Below are 15,022 nucleotides of genomic sequence, written 5' to 3' on the forward strand. Positions count from 1 at the left end.
ACGGACATCTCGCCGGTGGGGCTCGCGGCGCAGATGCACCTCGGGCTCGCGATCCACAACTTCGGGATCCAGGAGTACATGCAGCACGGGGATCGCACGAACCAGGTGTTCCGGCAGTCGTTCACGTTCACGGACGGGTACCTGCATCCCGGCGACGAGCCCGGCCTCGGGGTGAGTCTCGACGTCGACGAGGCGGGCAAGTACCCGTACGAGCAGGCGTACCTGCCCTTCAACCGACTCGCCGACGGCACCGTCCACGACTGGTGAGCGCCGCCGTGAAACGGGTCATCTACGTCATGGGCGTCGCCGGGTGCGGCAAGTCGAGCGTGGGGGTCCGACTCGCGCAGGCGTTCGACGCGGACTTCCTCGACGCGGACACCGTCCACCCCGCGGCCAACATCGAGAAGATGTCGCGCGGCGAAGCGCTCACCGACGAGGACCGGTGGCCGTGGCTGCAGTCGCTCGCGACGATGGCGCGGGAAGCACCGCGAGCCATCGTGATCGGCTGTTCCGCGCTCCGGCGGTCGTACCGCGACGTGCTCCGCGAGGGCAATCCCGGCGCGCAGTTCGTCCATCTCACGGGGAGCCGCGAACTGCTCGCGGAACGGCTCGCGGCGCGGAGCGGACACTTCATGCCGGCGAGCTTCCTCGGCTCGCAGTTGCAGACGCTGGAACCGTTGGAGGCGGACGAGGCCGGCGTGACGCTGGACGTCGCCGCCAGCATCGACACCCTCGTCGCGGACGCCGCAGCGCACCTGCGTGCGCCCGGCGAGCACGACCGAGCCATGCAGGAGCCGGCGCGGTCGTGAGCTGATCCCGGTAAAGAGGTCGGATGGAGATGCACTGCTCGCGGACGCACCTGTACCCCGGCTGCCGGATCACAGGTGGTGCCGGGCCGGTGCGGGCGTCTGCGATCCGGGTGACCTTCTCGGACGGTCGCACGGTCGGTGCCGAGATGCTCGACGCCGGTACCGGGGACGACGCGCTGGCGCTGGCCGTGCCGGAGTACCGGACGCGCGCCGGGACGCTGATCACCGAGCGCGTGTGGGCGGTGTCCGTGGGCGCCAGTGCCGGACCCGGGTGGGACCTCGTCGTCGGCCGACGGGTGGCGTAGTCGCCCGAGCGCCCGAGCGCCCGAGCGCCCGAGCGCCCGAGCGCCCGAGCGCCCGAGCGCCCGAGCGCCGAGCGCCCGAGCGCCCGACGCCGCCCGACTCCGTGGGGTAGGTTGTGATCCGTAGGCAGACGTTGTGCACTCTGGGCGGGCCTGCTCGCAGCGATCGACTCCGGTCGCGAACCCCGCCGGCATGGACGCCGCCTCTCGACGTCGTTCGTCGGATCCCGACGACGGGCGAGGCGGCCTGACGTCGAGGACCGCAGATGACGATGATCCCCAGCTCGGACGCCACCCGGACGGACGCCGAGATCCGCGCCCGGATCGAACGGCTCACGCTCGAAGGCAAGATCCGGCTCCTCTCCGGGAAGGACCACTGGAGCACGTACCCGGACGTCACGATCGGCCTGCGCCCGATCGTGCTCTCGGACGGGACGGTGGGCATCCGGGGGGTGCGCTGGTCGGAGGAGGACACGTCGATCAACACGCCCTCGGCGACAGCCGTCGCGGCCACGTTCGACCCGGCGGTCGCGGCGGCGGCGGGCGCGGTCATGGGCGGGGAAGCGAGGCGGAAGGGGGTCGACGTCGTCCTCGGTCCGGTCATCAACCTGCAGCGCAGTCCCTTCGGCGGCCGTCACTTCGAGGCGTTCAGCGAGGACCCGCTGTTGACGGCGCAGATGGGTGCCGCGATGGTCACCGGGATGCAGGCGGAGGGCGTGGCCACGGCGGCCAAGCACTTCGTCGGCAACGAGTCCGAGACGGATCGTCTGAACTCGAACTCGGTCATCGAGGAACGCGTGCTCCGAGAGGCGTACCTGCTCCCGTTCGAGGCGGTCGTCGCGGCCGGTGGACTCGGGGTGATGGCGTCGTACAACCGTCTCAACGGCACCCCGGTCGTCCACTCGGCGATCCTCACGGAGCTCCTCAAGGAGGAGTGGGGCTTCGACGGCTTCGTGGTCTCGGACTGGGGTGCGATCCGGAGCGTCGTGGCGAGCGCCTCGGCCGGGACGGACCTCGCCATGCCCGGACCGCACACCCGCTGGGCAGACGGGCTCGCTGCGGCGGTCCGCGCGGGGGAGGTCGCCGAGTCCGCGATCGACGAGAAGGTGCTCCGGGTACTCCGTCTCGCGGCCCGGGTCGGCGCGCTCGACGGCATCGCGCCCCTGGTGGACCGCGCGGCACTGCCGACCCCGCCGCGCGCCGAGGACGCGGCCGTGCAGCGGTCCCTGCGGGACGTCGCCGCGCTCGGCACCGTCCTGCTCCGCAACGAGGGCGGTGTCCTCCCGCTCGATCCCGTCACGACGCGCTCGCTCGCCGTGATCGGTCCCGCCGCGAGGACCCCTCGTACGAACGGTGGTGGCAGCGCGGCCGTCGTCGCACCCTTCCCGATCTCGCCGCTGGACGCACTCGCCGGCTCGCTCCCCGACGTCGACATCCGCTACGCCGAGGGCGCGCGGCCGTCCTCGCTCCTCCGTGCACTGACCGCGGCGAACGGTCGCGCTCCGAGCGGCGATGGTGTGGTCTCGGTCGAGTTCCTCGATGCGGACGGCGCCGTGATCGGCGCGGAGACGCGGGATCGGCCGGACACGCTCGTCTACGGCATGGGCTACCCCGACGGCGTCCCCGAGGACGAGGTGTCGGTCATCCGGCTGCGCACCCGGATCACCGTCCCGGAGGACGGCGACTACCTGCTCTCCGCAGCGGGCGTCGGCCACGCCCGTGTGACCGTCGACGGTGCGGTCCGCGTGGACGACGACCTGGTGCCGATCAACGACGACGCCGTGCTCGGGATGTCGCTGCCGCCACAGGCCATCGTCGAACTGACCCTCCGGTCCGACCGTCCCGTCGACGTGGAGTACACCTACCGGCCGGCTCCGCGGACCGTGGCGGCACTCCGCCTCGGCTTCGACACGGCGGTTCCGGACGCCGCCCGACTCATCGCGGACGCCGTCGACGTCGCGCGGGCGGCGGACACGGCCGTGGTCTTCGTCGGAACGAGCGCCGAGAACGAGGCCGAAGGGTTCGACCGGACGGACCTCGCACTGCCCGGCGCGCAGGACGAGCTCGTCCGCGCCGTGGCCGCGGTGAACCCGCGCACCGTCGTGGTCGTGAACGCCGGCGCGCCGGTCCTCCTGCCCTGGCGAGACGAGGTCGCGGCGATCGTCCTGCCGTGGTTCGGTGGACAGGCGATGGGGCCGGCCGTGGCGGACGTCCTCACCGGGGCCGCCGAGCCCGGCGGCCGTCTCCCGGTCACCTTCCCCGCCGACGAGCGCGGGATCCCCTCGCCGTTCCCGGAGGGCGGTGACGTCGTGTACCGCGAAGGGCTCGACATCGGGTACCGCGGGTACGCGCGTTCCGGAGCCGTGCCCGCCTACCCGTTCGGGCACGGTCTGGGCTACACGACGTGGGACCTCGGCGAGGCGCGCGCCACCTCGACGAACGGGGGCATCGCGGTCACCGTCACGGTCCGGAACACGGGTCACCGACACGGGCGGATCGTCGTCCAGGCCTACGTCGCACATCCCGCCGCGGGCGCGGAGTACGCGGTCCCGCGCTTCGCCGGCGCGACGGCGTGCGAACTCGACGGGGGAGCGCAGGCCGAGGTCTCGGTCACGGTGGCCGACACCGTCTCCCGCCGGTGGGATGCCGCGACGGGCCGCTGGGAACCGATCACCGCACCGCCGCAGGTGTTCGTCGGCACGTCGTCACGGGACCTCCGGGTCGTGACGACGTGACCCCGCGCGGACGTGAGCGGTCCGGCGGACCGGCACCGCGCCTCCCGTCCGCACCGTGGTCGTCCCGGCGCCGACGCGCCGGTCCGGGACCGACGGCGTGGCCCCGGGCATGACGGCCGGGTAGAGCCAGGTGACCAACGCGACCGAGATGACCATGAGGAGCAGCCAGGCCACGATCTTCGTGGGCGCCACCGGGTGCCAGGCGGCGGCCTGCGCCGGGTAGGACCACGCACCGGCCCACGTCGCCACGTTCTCCGCGAACCAGATGAACAGCGCGACGAGCCCCATCGCGACGAGCACCGGCATCCGCAGCACCGTCCGGTGGATCCGGACGTGCATCGTCGTCCGGGCGAAGAGCAGCACCACCGTCGCGAGCAGGACGTACCGGGCGTCCCCGACGAAGTGGTGCCCGAAGAAGTTCGCGTAGATCCCGGTCGCGACGACCGTGAGCAGCCACTGCCGCGGGTACCGGTCGAAGCGCAGGTCGAACAGCCGGTACACGCGCACCATGTACGACCCGACCGCACCGTACATGAAGCCCGAGAAGAGCGGGACCCCGGCGAGGACGAGCACGCCGCCCGGTTCGTAGGTCCACGAGCCCATGTGGGTCTTGAACACCTCCATCACGGTGCCGACCACGTGGAAGAGCAGCACGACCCGGAGCTCCCGGAAGGTCTCGAGTCCGAACACGAGCATCCCGACCTGCAGCACGACGGCGGCGGTCGTCAGCACGTCGTTGCGCGCCTCGGCGGGCACGGTCAGGTGCACGACGGCCATGGTCGCGAGCAGCAGCGCCCCGAACGTGCACGCCCATGCCTGCTTCGCACCGAACACCAGGAACTCGGTCACGAACACGCGGGCCGGACGGCGGGGCTGCCTGCCGGCGTCGAGCAGGCGTCGTGCGGCGAGGTCGATGCGGTGCTCGACAGCGGTGGAGAGGGCGCGGACGGTCATGTCGCGATCGTGCGGGCGCAGGCTGGGAACGACGGTCCCGACGCCCACGCGTGTGTCAGCGGACACACCGGACACCGGACACGAGGAGCCGCGGGCACAGGCGGTCGTGCTCGGCCAGTAGGGTCTGGCCATGACCCTGGTGATCGCCCACCGCGGCGCGTCCGGCTACCGTCCCGAGCACTCGCGGAGTGCGTACGAGCTCGCGGTCGAGCTCGGCGCGGACGCGATCGAGCCGGACCTCGTGCCGACGAGGGACGGTGTGCTGGTCCTCCGCCACGAGAACGAGATCTCGGGCACGACGGACGTGGCGGACCACCCGGAGTTCCGGCACCTCCGCACGACGAAGACCATCGACGGGCACCGGCAGACCGGCTGGTTCACGGAGGACTTCACGTGGGCCGAGCTGCAGACGCTCCGGACCCGCGAACGCCTGCCGGCACTCCGACCCGCGTCGGCTCAGCACGACGGCGAACAGCCCGTCCTGCGGCTCGAGGACCTGCTCGGGATCCTCGACGCCGCACCCCGGCCGGTGGGACTCGTCGCGGAGGTCAAGCACGCCGACCACTTCGACCGCGCCGGTTTCCCGATGGGGCAGCTGCTCGACGGCGTGCTCGCCGATGCCGGGTGGCGGGGGGACGAGCGGCTGACGATCGAGAGCTTCGAGAAGGGTGTGCTCCGGGACCTCCGGTCGCGTGGGACGGGGGGTCGCCTCGTGTACCTCCAGGAGGCGCGGGGCAGCGCCGCCGACGAGGTCGCCTCCCACGGGACGTTGGCTCCCACGTACGCGGCGGAGCGTTCCGACGACGCGCTCGCTGCGCTCGCGACGGAGTTCCACGGCGTGAGCGTCGACCTCGGGACGCTGATGGTGGGCGTCGACAGCGTCGCGCTCGACGACCCGGCGCCCGTGCGGAGCGCGATCGTCGACCGGGCGCACGAGGCGGGGCTGGCGGTCTACGCGTGGACGTTGCGCCCGGAGAACCGCTTCCTGCCGGCACCGCTCCGGCGCGGGGGCGAGGTCGCGGCGTTCGGCGACTGGGAGCGCTGGTTCACGTCGGCCATCCGGACCGGGGTCGACGGGGTCTTCGCGGACCACACCGACCTGGCGGTGCTGGCCCGCTCGGCTGTCGGGGGTCGCGCCTAGACTGTCCCGGACATGACGATCGTGCTCGACCCCTTCGACTCGACGCCCGGCCGTGCTGACGGTTCCGGCGCCGGTGACCGCGCCTACGACGACCCGTTCACCGCGGGTCTGAACCCCCAGCAGAAGGAAGCCGTCGAGTACCGCGGCGAATCCCTGCTCATCGTGGCGGGTGCCGGCTCCGGCAAGACGAGCGTGCTCACGCGCCGCATCGCGCTGCTGCTCGCCAACCGCGAAGCCTGGCCGTCGCAGATCCTGGCGATCACGTTCACGAACAAGGCCGCAGCCGAGATGCGCGAGCGCGTGCAGGCCCTGGTCGGCCAGGCGGCCGAGGGCATGTGGATCTCCACGTTCCACTCGGCGTGCGTTCGCATCCTGCGGCGTGAAGCGGAGCGCTTCGGGTTCGCGCAGTCCTTCACCATCTACGATTCCGCCGACTCGAAGGCGCTGCTCAAGCGGATCGTCAAGGAGCTCGAAGCGGACTCGCTCGGGCTGACCGTGGGGGCCGCGGCGTCGAAGATCTCGAAGCTCAAGAACGAGCTGCAGGACATCGACTCCTACGCCCGGAACATCAACGCGAACGACCCGCAGGAAGTCATGTTCACCGAGGTGTTCCGTCGGTACACGAACGAGCTGCGCCGGGCGAACGCGTTCGACTTCGACGACCTCATCGGCCAGACGGTGTTCCTCTTCCGGGCCTTCCCCGAGGTCGCCGCGCTCTACCAGCGCCGGTTCCGGTTCATCCTCGTCGACGAGTACCAGGACACGAACCACGCGCAGTACGCCCTCATCCGCGAGCTCACCCGGCCGGTCCCGGTCGAGCAGGTCGACAGGCTCGAGGACTCCGGTCAGCACGTCGCCGGCATGCGCGAGGCCGACGGCTCGATCGCCCCGGCGTCCCTGACGGTCGTCGGCGACTCGGACCAGTCCATCTACGCGTTCCGTGGTGCCGACATCCGCAACATCGTCGAGTTCGAGCGGGACTTCCCGAACTCGAAGGTCGTCCTGCTCGAGCAGAACTACCGGTCGACGCAGAACATCCTCGACGCCGCGAACGCCGTCATCGCGAACAACTTCGACCGGCAGGCGAAGAACCTGTTCACCGACGTCGGAGCGGGCGACAAGATCGTGGGGTTCACCGGCTACACCGGCCACGACGAGGCCCAGTTCGTCGCGGACGAGATCCAGCGCCTGCACGAGGACGGCATGTCCTACCGCGACATGGCCGTCTTCTACCGGACGAACTCGCAGACCCGTGCGCTGGAGGAGATCTTCATCCGCGCGGCGATCCCGTACCGGGTGCTCGGCGGCACGAAGTTCTACGAGCGCGCCGAGATCAAGGACGCGATGGCGTACCTGATCACGGTCGCCAACCCGGCCGACCCGATGGCGCTCCGGCGGATCCTCAACGTCCCGAAGCGGGGCATCGGCGCCGTCACCGAGACGACCCTGCAGCGCTACGCCGACGAGCACGAGACGACGATGCGGGACGCGCTCCGGCACGCCGACGAGCTCGGGTTCGGCCCGAAGGTGCGCACGGCCATCACGGCGTTCGCGGAGCTGCTCGACACCGTGTCCGAGAAGGCGCCGACCCAGCCGGTCGTGGACACGCTCACGCAGCTGCTCGACGGCTCGGGCCTGCTCGAGAACCTCCGGAAGTCGCCGGACGCGCAGGACGCCGCCCGTGCGGACAACATCGACGAGCTCGTCGCCGTGACGCGGGAGTTCCAGAAGAACAACCCCGAGGGCACGCTGACCGACTTCCTGACCGAGGTGTCCCTCGTGGCTGCGGCGGACGAGCTCGACGACTCCTCGGGAACGGTGTCGCTCATGACCCTGCACACGGCGAAGGGTCTCGAGTACGACGCGGTGTTCCTCACCGGTGTGGAAGAGGACCTGCTGCCGCACCGGATGTCGGCGAACGAGCCCGGCGGCCCCTCGGAGGAACGTCGGCTCTTCTACGTGGGCATCACGCGGGCGAAGAAGTCCCTCTTCCTGTCGCTCGCGATGACCCGCGCGCAGTTCGGCGACGTCAACGTGGCGATGCCCTCACGCTTCCTCCAGGAGATCCCCGAGGGGCTCATCGAGTGGAAGCAGTCCCCGGGCATGGCGAACAGCCGTGGTGGCACCGAACCGCGGGCGCTCAGCGCGCGGAGGGGCGGCGGGATCGGCGGCTCGGGCGGCGGCTACCGCGGCGGTGGCGGCTGGGGCGGCGGCTCGTACGACCGTGCGGCCGCTGCGCAGAAGACCCGCCCGAAGACCGAGTGGGCGAACCGGGTGTCCGGGCAGGTCCGCGACAACGGCGACATGGAGCTGGTCCCAGGCGACCGCATCAAGCACGTCGACTTCGGCGAGGGGACCGTCTCAGCCGTCACCGGCGTCGGCGCGAAGCGCATCGCCGAGATCGCGTTCGACTCGGCGGGCCGCAAGAAGCTCCTCATCAAGATCGCCCCGATCGAGAAGCTCTAGCCCGGTCACGGCTGGAGGCGCTCGGCCGTCCAGCCGGCAGCGGTGCGCCGGTACTCCAGTCGCCGGTGCATGCGGTCCCGGCTCCCGTGCCAGAACTCCACCCGGTCCGGTTCGAGTCGCCACGCCCGCCACGGCCCCGGTCGGGGCACGTCGTCCCCGTGCTCGTCGAGGAGCGCGTTCGCGTCGTCGATGAGGTCGTCCAGGTCACGACCGCCGTACGGCGCGGACTGGTCCGCGACGGCCGTCGCGGCGCGCGACCCCGGCGAACGGTCCGCGAACAGCGCGTCGGACTCGGCGTCCGACAGTGCGACCGCCCGGCCCTCGAAGCGCAGCTGCTGCATGGTCTCGCGCCAGTAAGCCTGCAGCGCCGCGAACGGGTCGTCGCGGAGCTGGCGGCCCTTCGGGCTGCGCGTCGAGGTCCCGAACATGAGGCCGGCGTCGTCGAGGCGCTTCACGTCGACCGTCCGTGCGGACACCCGGCCGTCGGTCCCGGCGGTCGCGAGCGTCATGGACATCGGCTCGGACACATCGCTCGCCCGGGCCCCGTCGATCCATGCCCGGGCGACCTCGAACGGGCTCGCCGGCGGGTCGGTGAACTCCGGGAACGCGAACGAGGGGTCGCCGGACAGCGGGCTGGATGCCATGCCCCCACTCAACCCCGCCGGGGCCACCCGTGTGGAGGCCGCGCGGATGTCGCGTACTCGTCGGCGGTCCGCCGCATCGCTCGCAGCAGCAGGGGTCCCGGGATGCGCAGGAGCCACCCCGGCAGCATGCGACGCACGGAACGAACCCCGGTGACGGTCCGTCGGAAGCGCCGCTGCTCGCGCGGCCCCCACGCGAAGCCGTACTGCGCGCGCACGGCGTCGGGCAGCATGCCGACCGTGACGATCCGCACGAGGGGCATCGCCGCTCTGACCCACAGCGGTGCGAAGCGCGGGTGCAGCAGGTCGCGCACGACGCCGCGGGCGTCGTCGGTCACCTCGAGTCGGTCGAGTCCGGCGTCCCAGTAGTGCTCGAACGCGTCGACCGATGCCGGCCACCGGTCCGCGGGCACGCGCAGGGTCGTCCCGATCGGACTGTAGGCATCGAGCACGGCCTGTGCGCGGGCGGCGCCGACCGGAGCGCCGAACAGGGCGTGCGCGCGGATGGCGGAGTCGTAGAGCGTGGCGGCGACCCACAGCTGGCGCTCCTCGTCGTCGGCCCCGGCGACCGGCCGGTGCGCCCGGTCCACGAACGAGGCCGCGACGGCAGCGTCGGTGTCGGTGCCGATCACGACGGCGTAGACGAACATCAGCGTGTGTGCCAGTCGCTGCTGCGGTCGCCGCGCGAAGTCCGAGTGCCGACGCACTCCCGCCGCGACCACCGGGTCGGCGATCTGCAGCAGGATCGCCCGCCCGCCCGCGACCACCGGCGTGCTGTCGGCGAGGAACCGACGCAGGTCGCGGTCCGCGACGCGACCAGCCGCCGGACTGGAGGCGCGGTGCCGGTCGGGCGCCGTGCCTCCAGTCCGTCGTCCCGTCACCGCCGACATGCGGCGGACACGGTCCTGGACGCGGCGGAGCACGGCCCGATGGTACCGGGCCGTGCTCCGCCGGAACCGGTTCAGAGGGGCTTCGTGCCGAGGTCGTTCCCGAGGTCGGGGCGTTCCTCGTCCTGTTCCCACAGGTCCGGCGAGCCCTCGCGGGGCGCCCCGCCGGTCGGGCCGTCGTCCGTGCCGTCGCCGGTCTGCGGTTCGACCGTCTCGCCCGCGACGGCGTCGTTCGTGGAGGTCTCGAGGGATTCCTCGCGCTCGTCCACCTCGTAGGGGCCGGTGTGTTCGGTGTCCACGTCGTCGTCGCGGAACTCGTCGGTTCCGTCGTCGGGCGTGATGCCGGGGTCGCTCACTGCGCGCTCCTTCCGCGTCGGGGAGTCCTGTGTACGCCCCGGGCCTGCGGACGCGTCCGGCTTCGCATCTCCCGCTCCTCCCCGTCCGGCTTCGGGTGGCGTTCACCTCGGCGTCACCTCCGGGTCACGCCGAGGAGTCACACTCTTCCCTGCTCGGGGGAGTGGAGCGCGGTCGCCGACGGGTGGTCGAGCGACCGCGCCTTCCCCCGCCCGTCCTCGGTGGGCCGCGTCACACGCGCTCGAGCAGTCCGCGATCCTCGACGTCGGCGAGGGCGAGCGTGCGGTACCCGGCCGACTCGAAGAACACCGTCACACGGTCGTCCTCGGTGCTCATCACCGTGCCTCGGCCCCACTCGGCGTGCTCGACCGCAGCGTCCGGCGGCCACTCGCCGTCGTGCGACCCGTCGGCCGCGTGCGCCTCGGCGGCGGAACCCGACGAGCAGGTGTCGCAGTTCCCGCACGGCTCCGGGAGCTCGTCGCCGAAGTAGCCGAGCAGGAACTGCCGACGGCACTCGTCCGTCTCGGCGTAGCGCCGCATCATCGCGATCCGCGACTCCTCGATGCGCTCCCGTTCGTCGGCACGCTCGGAGGCGGCGAGGGCGGCGGCGTCCGCCGAGCGCGGTGCTCCCGCAGCGCGCTCGAGTCCGTCGCGGACGTCGACGAGCACACCGGCGTCGACCAGGGCGTTGGCGGCACGGCCCGCGGTCCGGGCGGCGAGCCCGCTCGCGTCGGCGAGGTCCGACCGGCGGACGGTCCGCCGGGGCGGCACCGCGTCGTACACGGCGCGGAGCGAGGCCGGCCGCGGACTGCCCGAGGCGAAGAAGCGCCGGAGACCGAGGTCCTCGGCGCGGTAGTGCATCGTCGCGAGCCCGGGTTCGCCGTCGCGGCCGGCGCGTCCGACCTCCTGGTAGTAGGCGTCGACGGACTCCGGCACGTCGGCGTGCACGACGAAACGGACGTCCGGCTTGTCGATCCCCATGCCGAACGCGCTCGTGGCCACCACCACGTCCACGGAGCCGTCGAGGAACGCGTGGTGCACGGCCTCCCGGTCCCGCACCCGCAGCCCCGCGTGGTACGGCTTCGCGCGGCGGCCGGCCTCCACCAGCACGTCCGAGTACTCGAGCGTCTCGGCCCGGGTCGCGACGTAGACGATCCCGGCGCCGTCGAGCCCGGCGACCTGGGCGGCGAGGGCGTCCCGCTTGGACTCGGCGTCCTCGTGCCGGACCACCTCGAGGCGGAGCTCCGGCCGGTCGAACCCGGTGGCGAGCACGAGCGGGTCCCGCATCCCGAGCCGCTCCACGATCTCGGACCGGACCGGGGACGAACCGGTCGCGGTCATCGCCAGCACCGGCGGACGTCCGAGTCGCTCGACGACCTCGCCGAGCACGAGGTAGTCCGGGCGGAAGTCGTGGCCCCACGACGACACGCAGTGCGCCTCGTCCACGGTCACGAGGGCGACCCCGGCGGTCCGGAGCCGCTCGACCACGTCGTCCTTCGCCAGCTGTTCGGGTGCGAGGAAGACGTACCGGGCCGACCCGTCGGCGACCGCGTCCCACGCCTCGTCCAGGTCACGACGGCCGCGCGTGGCGTTGATCGTCACCGCCCGCGGGGCGTCCGGGTGGTCCTCGAGCCCGACCACCTGGTCCTCCTGCAGCGCGACGAGCGGCGACACCACGACCACGGCCCCGTCGAGCGCGAGTCCGGCCACCTGGTAGATCGCCGACTTGCCCGAGCCGGTCGGCATCACGGCGAGGGCGTCGCGTCCCGCGAGCACGGCGTCGACCACCGTCTCCTGCTCGGGGCGGAGCGTCCAGCCGAAGACGTCGGCGGCGCGGGTGCGGAGTGCGGTGTCCATCGGGACCACCGTGCCGGTCGCTCGCTGGGGTACCGCTCGGAGACGCGCGCACCGGACGTCCACACAGCGGCGCTAGGCTGGCCCTCGGCCGTTGTCTCGACATCGAGCGACCCTCGATGTGGAGTGCGCGACCGGGAAACCGATGCCGATCGCACGAACCGTGCGGGAAGAAGAACAGCGTGGATCTTTTCGAGTACCAGGCCAGGGACCTCTTCGAGTCCTACGGCGTCCCCGTCCTCCAGGGCATCATCGCCGACACTCCGGAAGAGGCCAGGGCGGCCGCGGAGAAGATCGGCGGCGTGGTCGTCGTCAAGGCGCAGGTGAAGGTCGGCGGTCGTGGCAAGGCCGGCGGCGTCAAGGTCGCGAAGACCCCCGACGAGGCGTTCGAGCACGCGCGGGCGATCCTCGGCCTCGACATCAAGGGCCACACGGTCAAGCGGGTCATGATCGCCCAGGGCGCGGACATCGCCGAGGAGTTCTACTTCTCGGTGCTCCTCGACCGTGCGAACCGCTCCTACCTCTCGCTCACGAGCGTCGAGGGCGGCATGGAGATCGAGCAGCTCGCCGTCGAGAAGCCCGAGGCGCTCGCCCGCGTCGAGGTGAACCCGTTGACCGGGATCAACAAGGAGGCCGCGCTCGACATCGCGGCGAAGGCGAACTTCCCCGAGGAACTGCGCGACCAGGTCGCCGACGTCTTCGTGAAGCTCTACGACGTCTACCAGGGCGAGGACGCCACCCTCGTCGAGGTGAACCCCCTCGTCCGCACGGGCGACGGCCAGATCCTCGCGCTCGACGGCAAGGTCTCGCTCGACGAGAACGCCGACTTCCGCCACGAGGGTCACCAGCAGCTCGAGGACACCGCGAGCGAGGACCCGCTCGAGGCCAAGGCGAAGGTCCACGGCCTCAACTACGTCAAGCTCGACGGCGAGATCGGGGTCATCGGCAACGGTGCCGGACTCGTCATGTCCACGCTCGACGTCGTCGCCTACGCCGGTGAGCGCCACCGCGGCGTGAAGCCCGCCAACTTCCTCGACATCGGCGGCGGCGCCTCGGCGGAGGTCATGGCCAACGGGCTCGACGTCATCCTCGGCGACCCGCAGGTGAAGAGCGTCTTCGTGAACGTCTTCGGCGGCATCACCGCCTGCGACGCCGTCGCGAACGGCATCGTCGCCGCGCTCGGCATCCTCGGCGACGCGGCGACCAAGCCGCTCGTCGTGCGCCTGGACGGCAACAAGGTGGAAGAGGGTCGCGCGATCCTGGCGGAGGCGGCACACCCGCTCGTCACCGTCGTCGCGACCATGGACGATGCGGCCGAGAAGGCCGCCGAGCTCGCCGCAGCGGCGTAAGGAGCGGAAGCAACAATGTCGATCTTCCTCAACAAGGACTCCAAGGTCATCGTCCAGGGCATCACCGGCGGCGAGGGCACGAAGCACACCGCGCTCATGCTCAAGGCCGGCACCCAGGTCGTCGGCGGCGTGAACGCCCGCAAGGCCGGCACCACCGTCACCCACGGCGACGTCACCCTGCCGGTGTTCGGCTCGGTGCGCGAGGCCATCGACACCACCGGTGCCGAGGTCTCGATCGTCTTCGTGCCGCCGGCGTTCGCGAAGGACGCCGTGATGGAGGCCATCGACGCCGAGATCCCACTCGTCGTCGTCATCACCGAGGGCATCCCCGTGCAGGACTCCGCGGCGTTCTGGGCGCACGCGAAGGCCCTCGGCGGCAAGACCCGCATCATCGGCCCGAACTGCCCCGGCATCATCACCCCGGGGGAGTCGCTCGTCGGCATCACCCCGGCCACGATCACCGGCAAGGGCCCGATCGGCCTGGTCTCGAAGTCCGGCACGCTGACCTACCAGATGATGTACGAGCTCCGTGACCTGGGCTTCTCGACCGCCATCGGCATCGGCGGCGACCCGGTCATCGGCACGACGCACATCGACGCGCTCGCCGCGTTCGAGGCCGACCCCGAGACCGAGGCGATCGTCATGATCGGCGAGATCGGCGGCGACGCCGAGGAACGTGCGGCCGACTTCATCAAGGCGCACGTCACGAAGCCGGTCGTCGGCTACGTGGCGGGCTTCACCGCGCCGGAGGGCAAGACCATGGGCCACGCGGGCGCGATCGTGTCCGGTTCCGCGGGCACGGCCGAAGCCAAGAAGCAGGCGCTCGAGGCAGCGGGCGTGCGCGTCGGCAAGACGCCGTCGGAGACGGCGGCGCTGCTGCGCGAGGTCGTCGCGAGCAAGTAGCGGTCGCGTTCCGCAACGTGACGGACGGGAGGCGCGGTGCCGGCTGGCACCGCGCCTCCCGTCCGTCGGTAGCCTCGCGTCGTGCCCCAGGAACGCCGCCCGACCGAGACGTCCACGCGCCCGCCGGTGCCGGCGGGGTGGGTCGGCGCCGGTTCGGCGCTCGCCGTGGCGGGTGCCGTCGTCCTCCTCTCGCCGCTGCGGACGCTCGTCACCGAGAACGACGTGCCGGTCTGGCTCCTCGGCGTCGTGCTGCTGGCGGTCGGCGCCTGGTTCGTCGTCTACGCGCTCCTGAGCCGACCCCGTCGAGCAGGGGCAGCATCGCTGTCCCGCGAGGCGAGCTCGATGCCGCACGACCCGGCGATCTACGATCCCGCCGACTACGAACCGCGTGCCGGATACGTCACGGACGTCTCGGGGCGGACCAACACGACCCCGCTGACCGTCGTCATCGCCGTGGTGGCGGGGTGGGTGACACTGCTCGTCAGCGGACTCCTCCAGGTCGACAGGTGGGTCGCGTACGGCTTCGGTGTCGTCGCCGCCGTGGTGGTGGCGCAGCTCTGGAGCCTGTCCGGGCAACGACGTCGCGGATGACACGGGTCCGCCGCGCGGCTCCCCCCGCGAGCGTGG

Annotated in this window: 14 protein-coding genes; 9 read left to right on the top strand and 5 right to left on the bottom strand. The window is 71.9% G+C overall.

Annotated elements, in window-relative coordinates:
- The 4 genes from HP507_RS09575 to HP507_RS09590 form a co-directional block, all read left to right on the top strand.
- Positions 1-267 (top strand): enolase C-terminal domain-like protein (locus HP507_RS09575; RefSeq protein ID WP_277355489.1); only part of this gene is annotated, 267 nt, incomplete at its 5' end.
- The gene (locus tag HP507_RS09580) at positions 264-809 is read left to right on the top strand and encodes a gluconokinase (protein WP_271207317.1); all 546 of its coding nucleotides are present in this window, start codon (positions 264-266) and stop codon (positions 807-809) included. The genes HP507_RS09575 and HP507_RS09580, both read left to right, overlap by 4 nt.
- 23 nt (positions 810-832) lie before the next feature.
- Positions 833-1,114 (top strand): hypothetical protein, encoded by a 282-nt coding sequence (locus HP507_RS09585; protein WP_175351563.1) that lies wholly within the window; start codon positions 833-835, stop codon positions 1,112-1,114.
- A gap of 263 nt (positions 1,115-1,377) precedes the next feature.
- The gene (locus tag HP507_RS09590) at positions 1,378-3,846 is read left to right on the top strand and encodes a glycoside hydrolase family 3 C-terminal domain-containing protein (RefSeq protein WP_175351564.1); all 2,469 of its coding nucleotides are present in this window, start codon (positions 1,378-1,380) and stop codon (positions 3,844-3,846) included.
- On the opposite strand, the gene HP507_RS09595 is transcribed toward HP507_RS09590, so the two are convergent.
- Entirely contained in the window at positions 3,817-4,800 is a 984-nt protein-coding gene (locus tag HP507_RS09595; RefSeq protein ID WP_175351565.1) for a DUF817 domain-containing protein, read from the bottom strand. The two genes, HP507_RS09590 and HP507_RS09595, sit on opposite strands and share 30 nt — an antisense overlap.
- A 130-nt stretch (positions 4,801-4,930) precedes the next feature.
- Between HP507_RS09595 and HP507_RS09600 the strand changes: the two genes are divergently transcribed.
- Together HP507_RS09600 and HP507_RS09605 are read left to right on the top strand one after the other, a co-directional pair.
- Positions 4,931-5,941, top strand: a complete 1,011-nt coding sequence (locus HP507_RS09600; RefSeq protein ID WP_175351566.1) for a glycerophosphodiester phosphodiesterase family protein — start codon at positions 4,931-4,933, stop codon at positions 5,939-5,941.
- 12 nt (positions 5,942-5,953) lie between these two features.
- Positions 5,954-8,407 carry an ATP-dependent helicase gene (locus tag HP507_RS09605; protein WP_175351567.1) on the top strand — a complete coding sequence of 818 codons (2,454 nt, stop codon included), beginning with the start codon at positions 5,954-5,956 and terminating at the stop codon, positions 8,405-8,407.
- A 5-nt stretch (positions 8,408-8,412) separates the two neighbouring features.
- Here the strand turns inward: HP507_RS09605 and HP507_RS09610 are convergent, their stop codons facing one another.
- The 4 genes from HP507_RS09610 to HP507_RS09625 all read right to left on the bottom strand — a co-directional run bounded on the left by HP507_RS09610 (position 8,413) and on the right by HP507_RS09625 (position 12,146).
- Entirely contained in the window at positions 8,413-9,051 is a 639-nt protein-coding gene (locus HP507_RS09610) for a pyridoxal 5'-phosphate synthase (protein WP_175351568.1), read from the bottom strand.
- Positions 9,052-9,059: 8 nt separating this feature from the next.
- On the bottom strand, positions 9,060-9,971 hold the full coding sequence (locus tag HP507_RS09615) for an oxygenase MpaB family protein (RefSeq protein WP_175351569.1): 912 nt from the start codon (positions 9,969-9,971) through the stop codon (positions 9,060-9,062).
- Between the two features lie 38 nt (positions 9,972-10,009).
- Positions 10,010-10,291: a hypothetical protein gene (locus HP507_RS09620; RefSeq protein ID WP_175351562.1), complete on the bottom strand. Its 282-nt coding sequence runs from the start codon at positions 10,289-10,291 to the stop codon at positions 10,010-10,012.
- A 229-nt stretch (positions 10,292-10,520) separates the two neighbouring features.
- Entirely contained in the window at positions 10,521-12,146 is a 1,626-nt protein-coding gene (locus tag HP507_RS09625) for a RecQ family ATP-dependent DNA helicase (RefSeq protein WP_175351570.1), read from the bottom strand.
- Positions 12,147-12,325: 179 nt separating this feature from the next.
- Here HP507_RS09625 and sucC point away from each other — a divergent pair, with 179 nt between their 5' ends.
- The 3 genes from sucC (at position 12,326) to HP507_RS09640 (ending at position 14,986) form a co-directional block, all read left to right on the top strand.
- Positions 12,326-13,492, top strand: a complete 1,167-nt coding sequence (gene sucC / locus HP507_RS09630; protein WP_175351571.1) for an ADP-forming succinate--CoA ligase subunit beta — start codon at positions 12,326-12,328, stop codon at positions 13,490-13,492.
- A 15-nt stretch (positions 13,493-13,507) separates the two neighbouring features.
- Positions 13,508-14,395, top strand: a complete 888-nt coding sequence (sucD, locus tag HP507_RS09635; RefSeq protein WP_175351572.1) for a succinate--CoA ligase subunit alpha — start codon at positions 13,508-13,510, stop codon at positions 14,393-14,395.
- Positions 14,396-14,476: 81 nt separating this feature from the next.
- Complete coding sequence (locus HP507_RS09640; RefSeq protein WP_175351573.1) at positions 14,477-14,986, top strand: hypothetical protein; 510 nt, start codon at positions 14,477-14,479, stop codon at positions 14,984-14,986.
- The last annotated feature ends 36 nt before the right edge of the window (positions 14,987-15,022 follow it).

The sequence above is a fragment of the Curtobacterium pusillum genome, from assembly GCF_013359865.1.
Lineage (GTDB): Bacteria > Actinomycetota > Actinomycetes > Actinomycetales > Microbacteriaceae > Curtobacterium > Curtobacterium pusillum.

Bases quoted from the DNA above. Each gene is read 5' to 3' on its own strand.
- HP507_RS09585 (WP_175351563.1), top strand. From the start codon at position 833: ATGGAGATGCACTGCTCGCGGACGCACCTGTACCCCGGCTGCCGGATC.
- HP507_RS09590 (WP_175351564.1), top strand. From the start codon at position 1,378: ATGACGATGATCCCCAGCTCGGACGCCACCCGGACGGACGCCGAGATC.
- HP507_RS09595 (WP_175351565.1), bottom strand. From the start codon at position 4,800: ATGACCGTCCGCGCCCTCTCCACCGCTGTCGAGCACCGCATCGACCTC.
- HP507_RS09600 (WP_175351566.1), top strand. From the start codon at position 4,931: ATGACCCTGGTGATCGCCCACCGCGGCGCGTCCGGCTACCGTCCCGAG.
- HP507_RS09605 (WP_175351567.1), top strand. From the start codon at position 5,954: ATGACGATCGTGCTCGACCCCTTCGACTCGACGCCCGGCCGTGCTGAC.
- HP507_RS09610 (WP_175351568.1), bottom strand. From the start codon at position 9,051: ATGGCATCCAGCCCGCTGTCCGGCGACCCCTCGTTCGCGTTCCCGGAG.
- HP507_RS09625 (WP_175351570.1), bottom strand. From the start codon at position 12,146: ATGGACACCGCACTCCGCACCCGCGCCGCCGACGTCTTCGGCTGGACG.
- sucD (WP_175351572.1), top strand. From the start codon at position 13,508: ATGTCGATCTTCCTCAACAAGGACTCCAAGGTCATCGTCCAGGGCATC.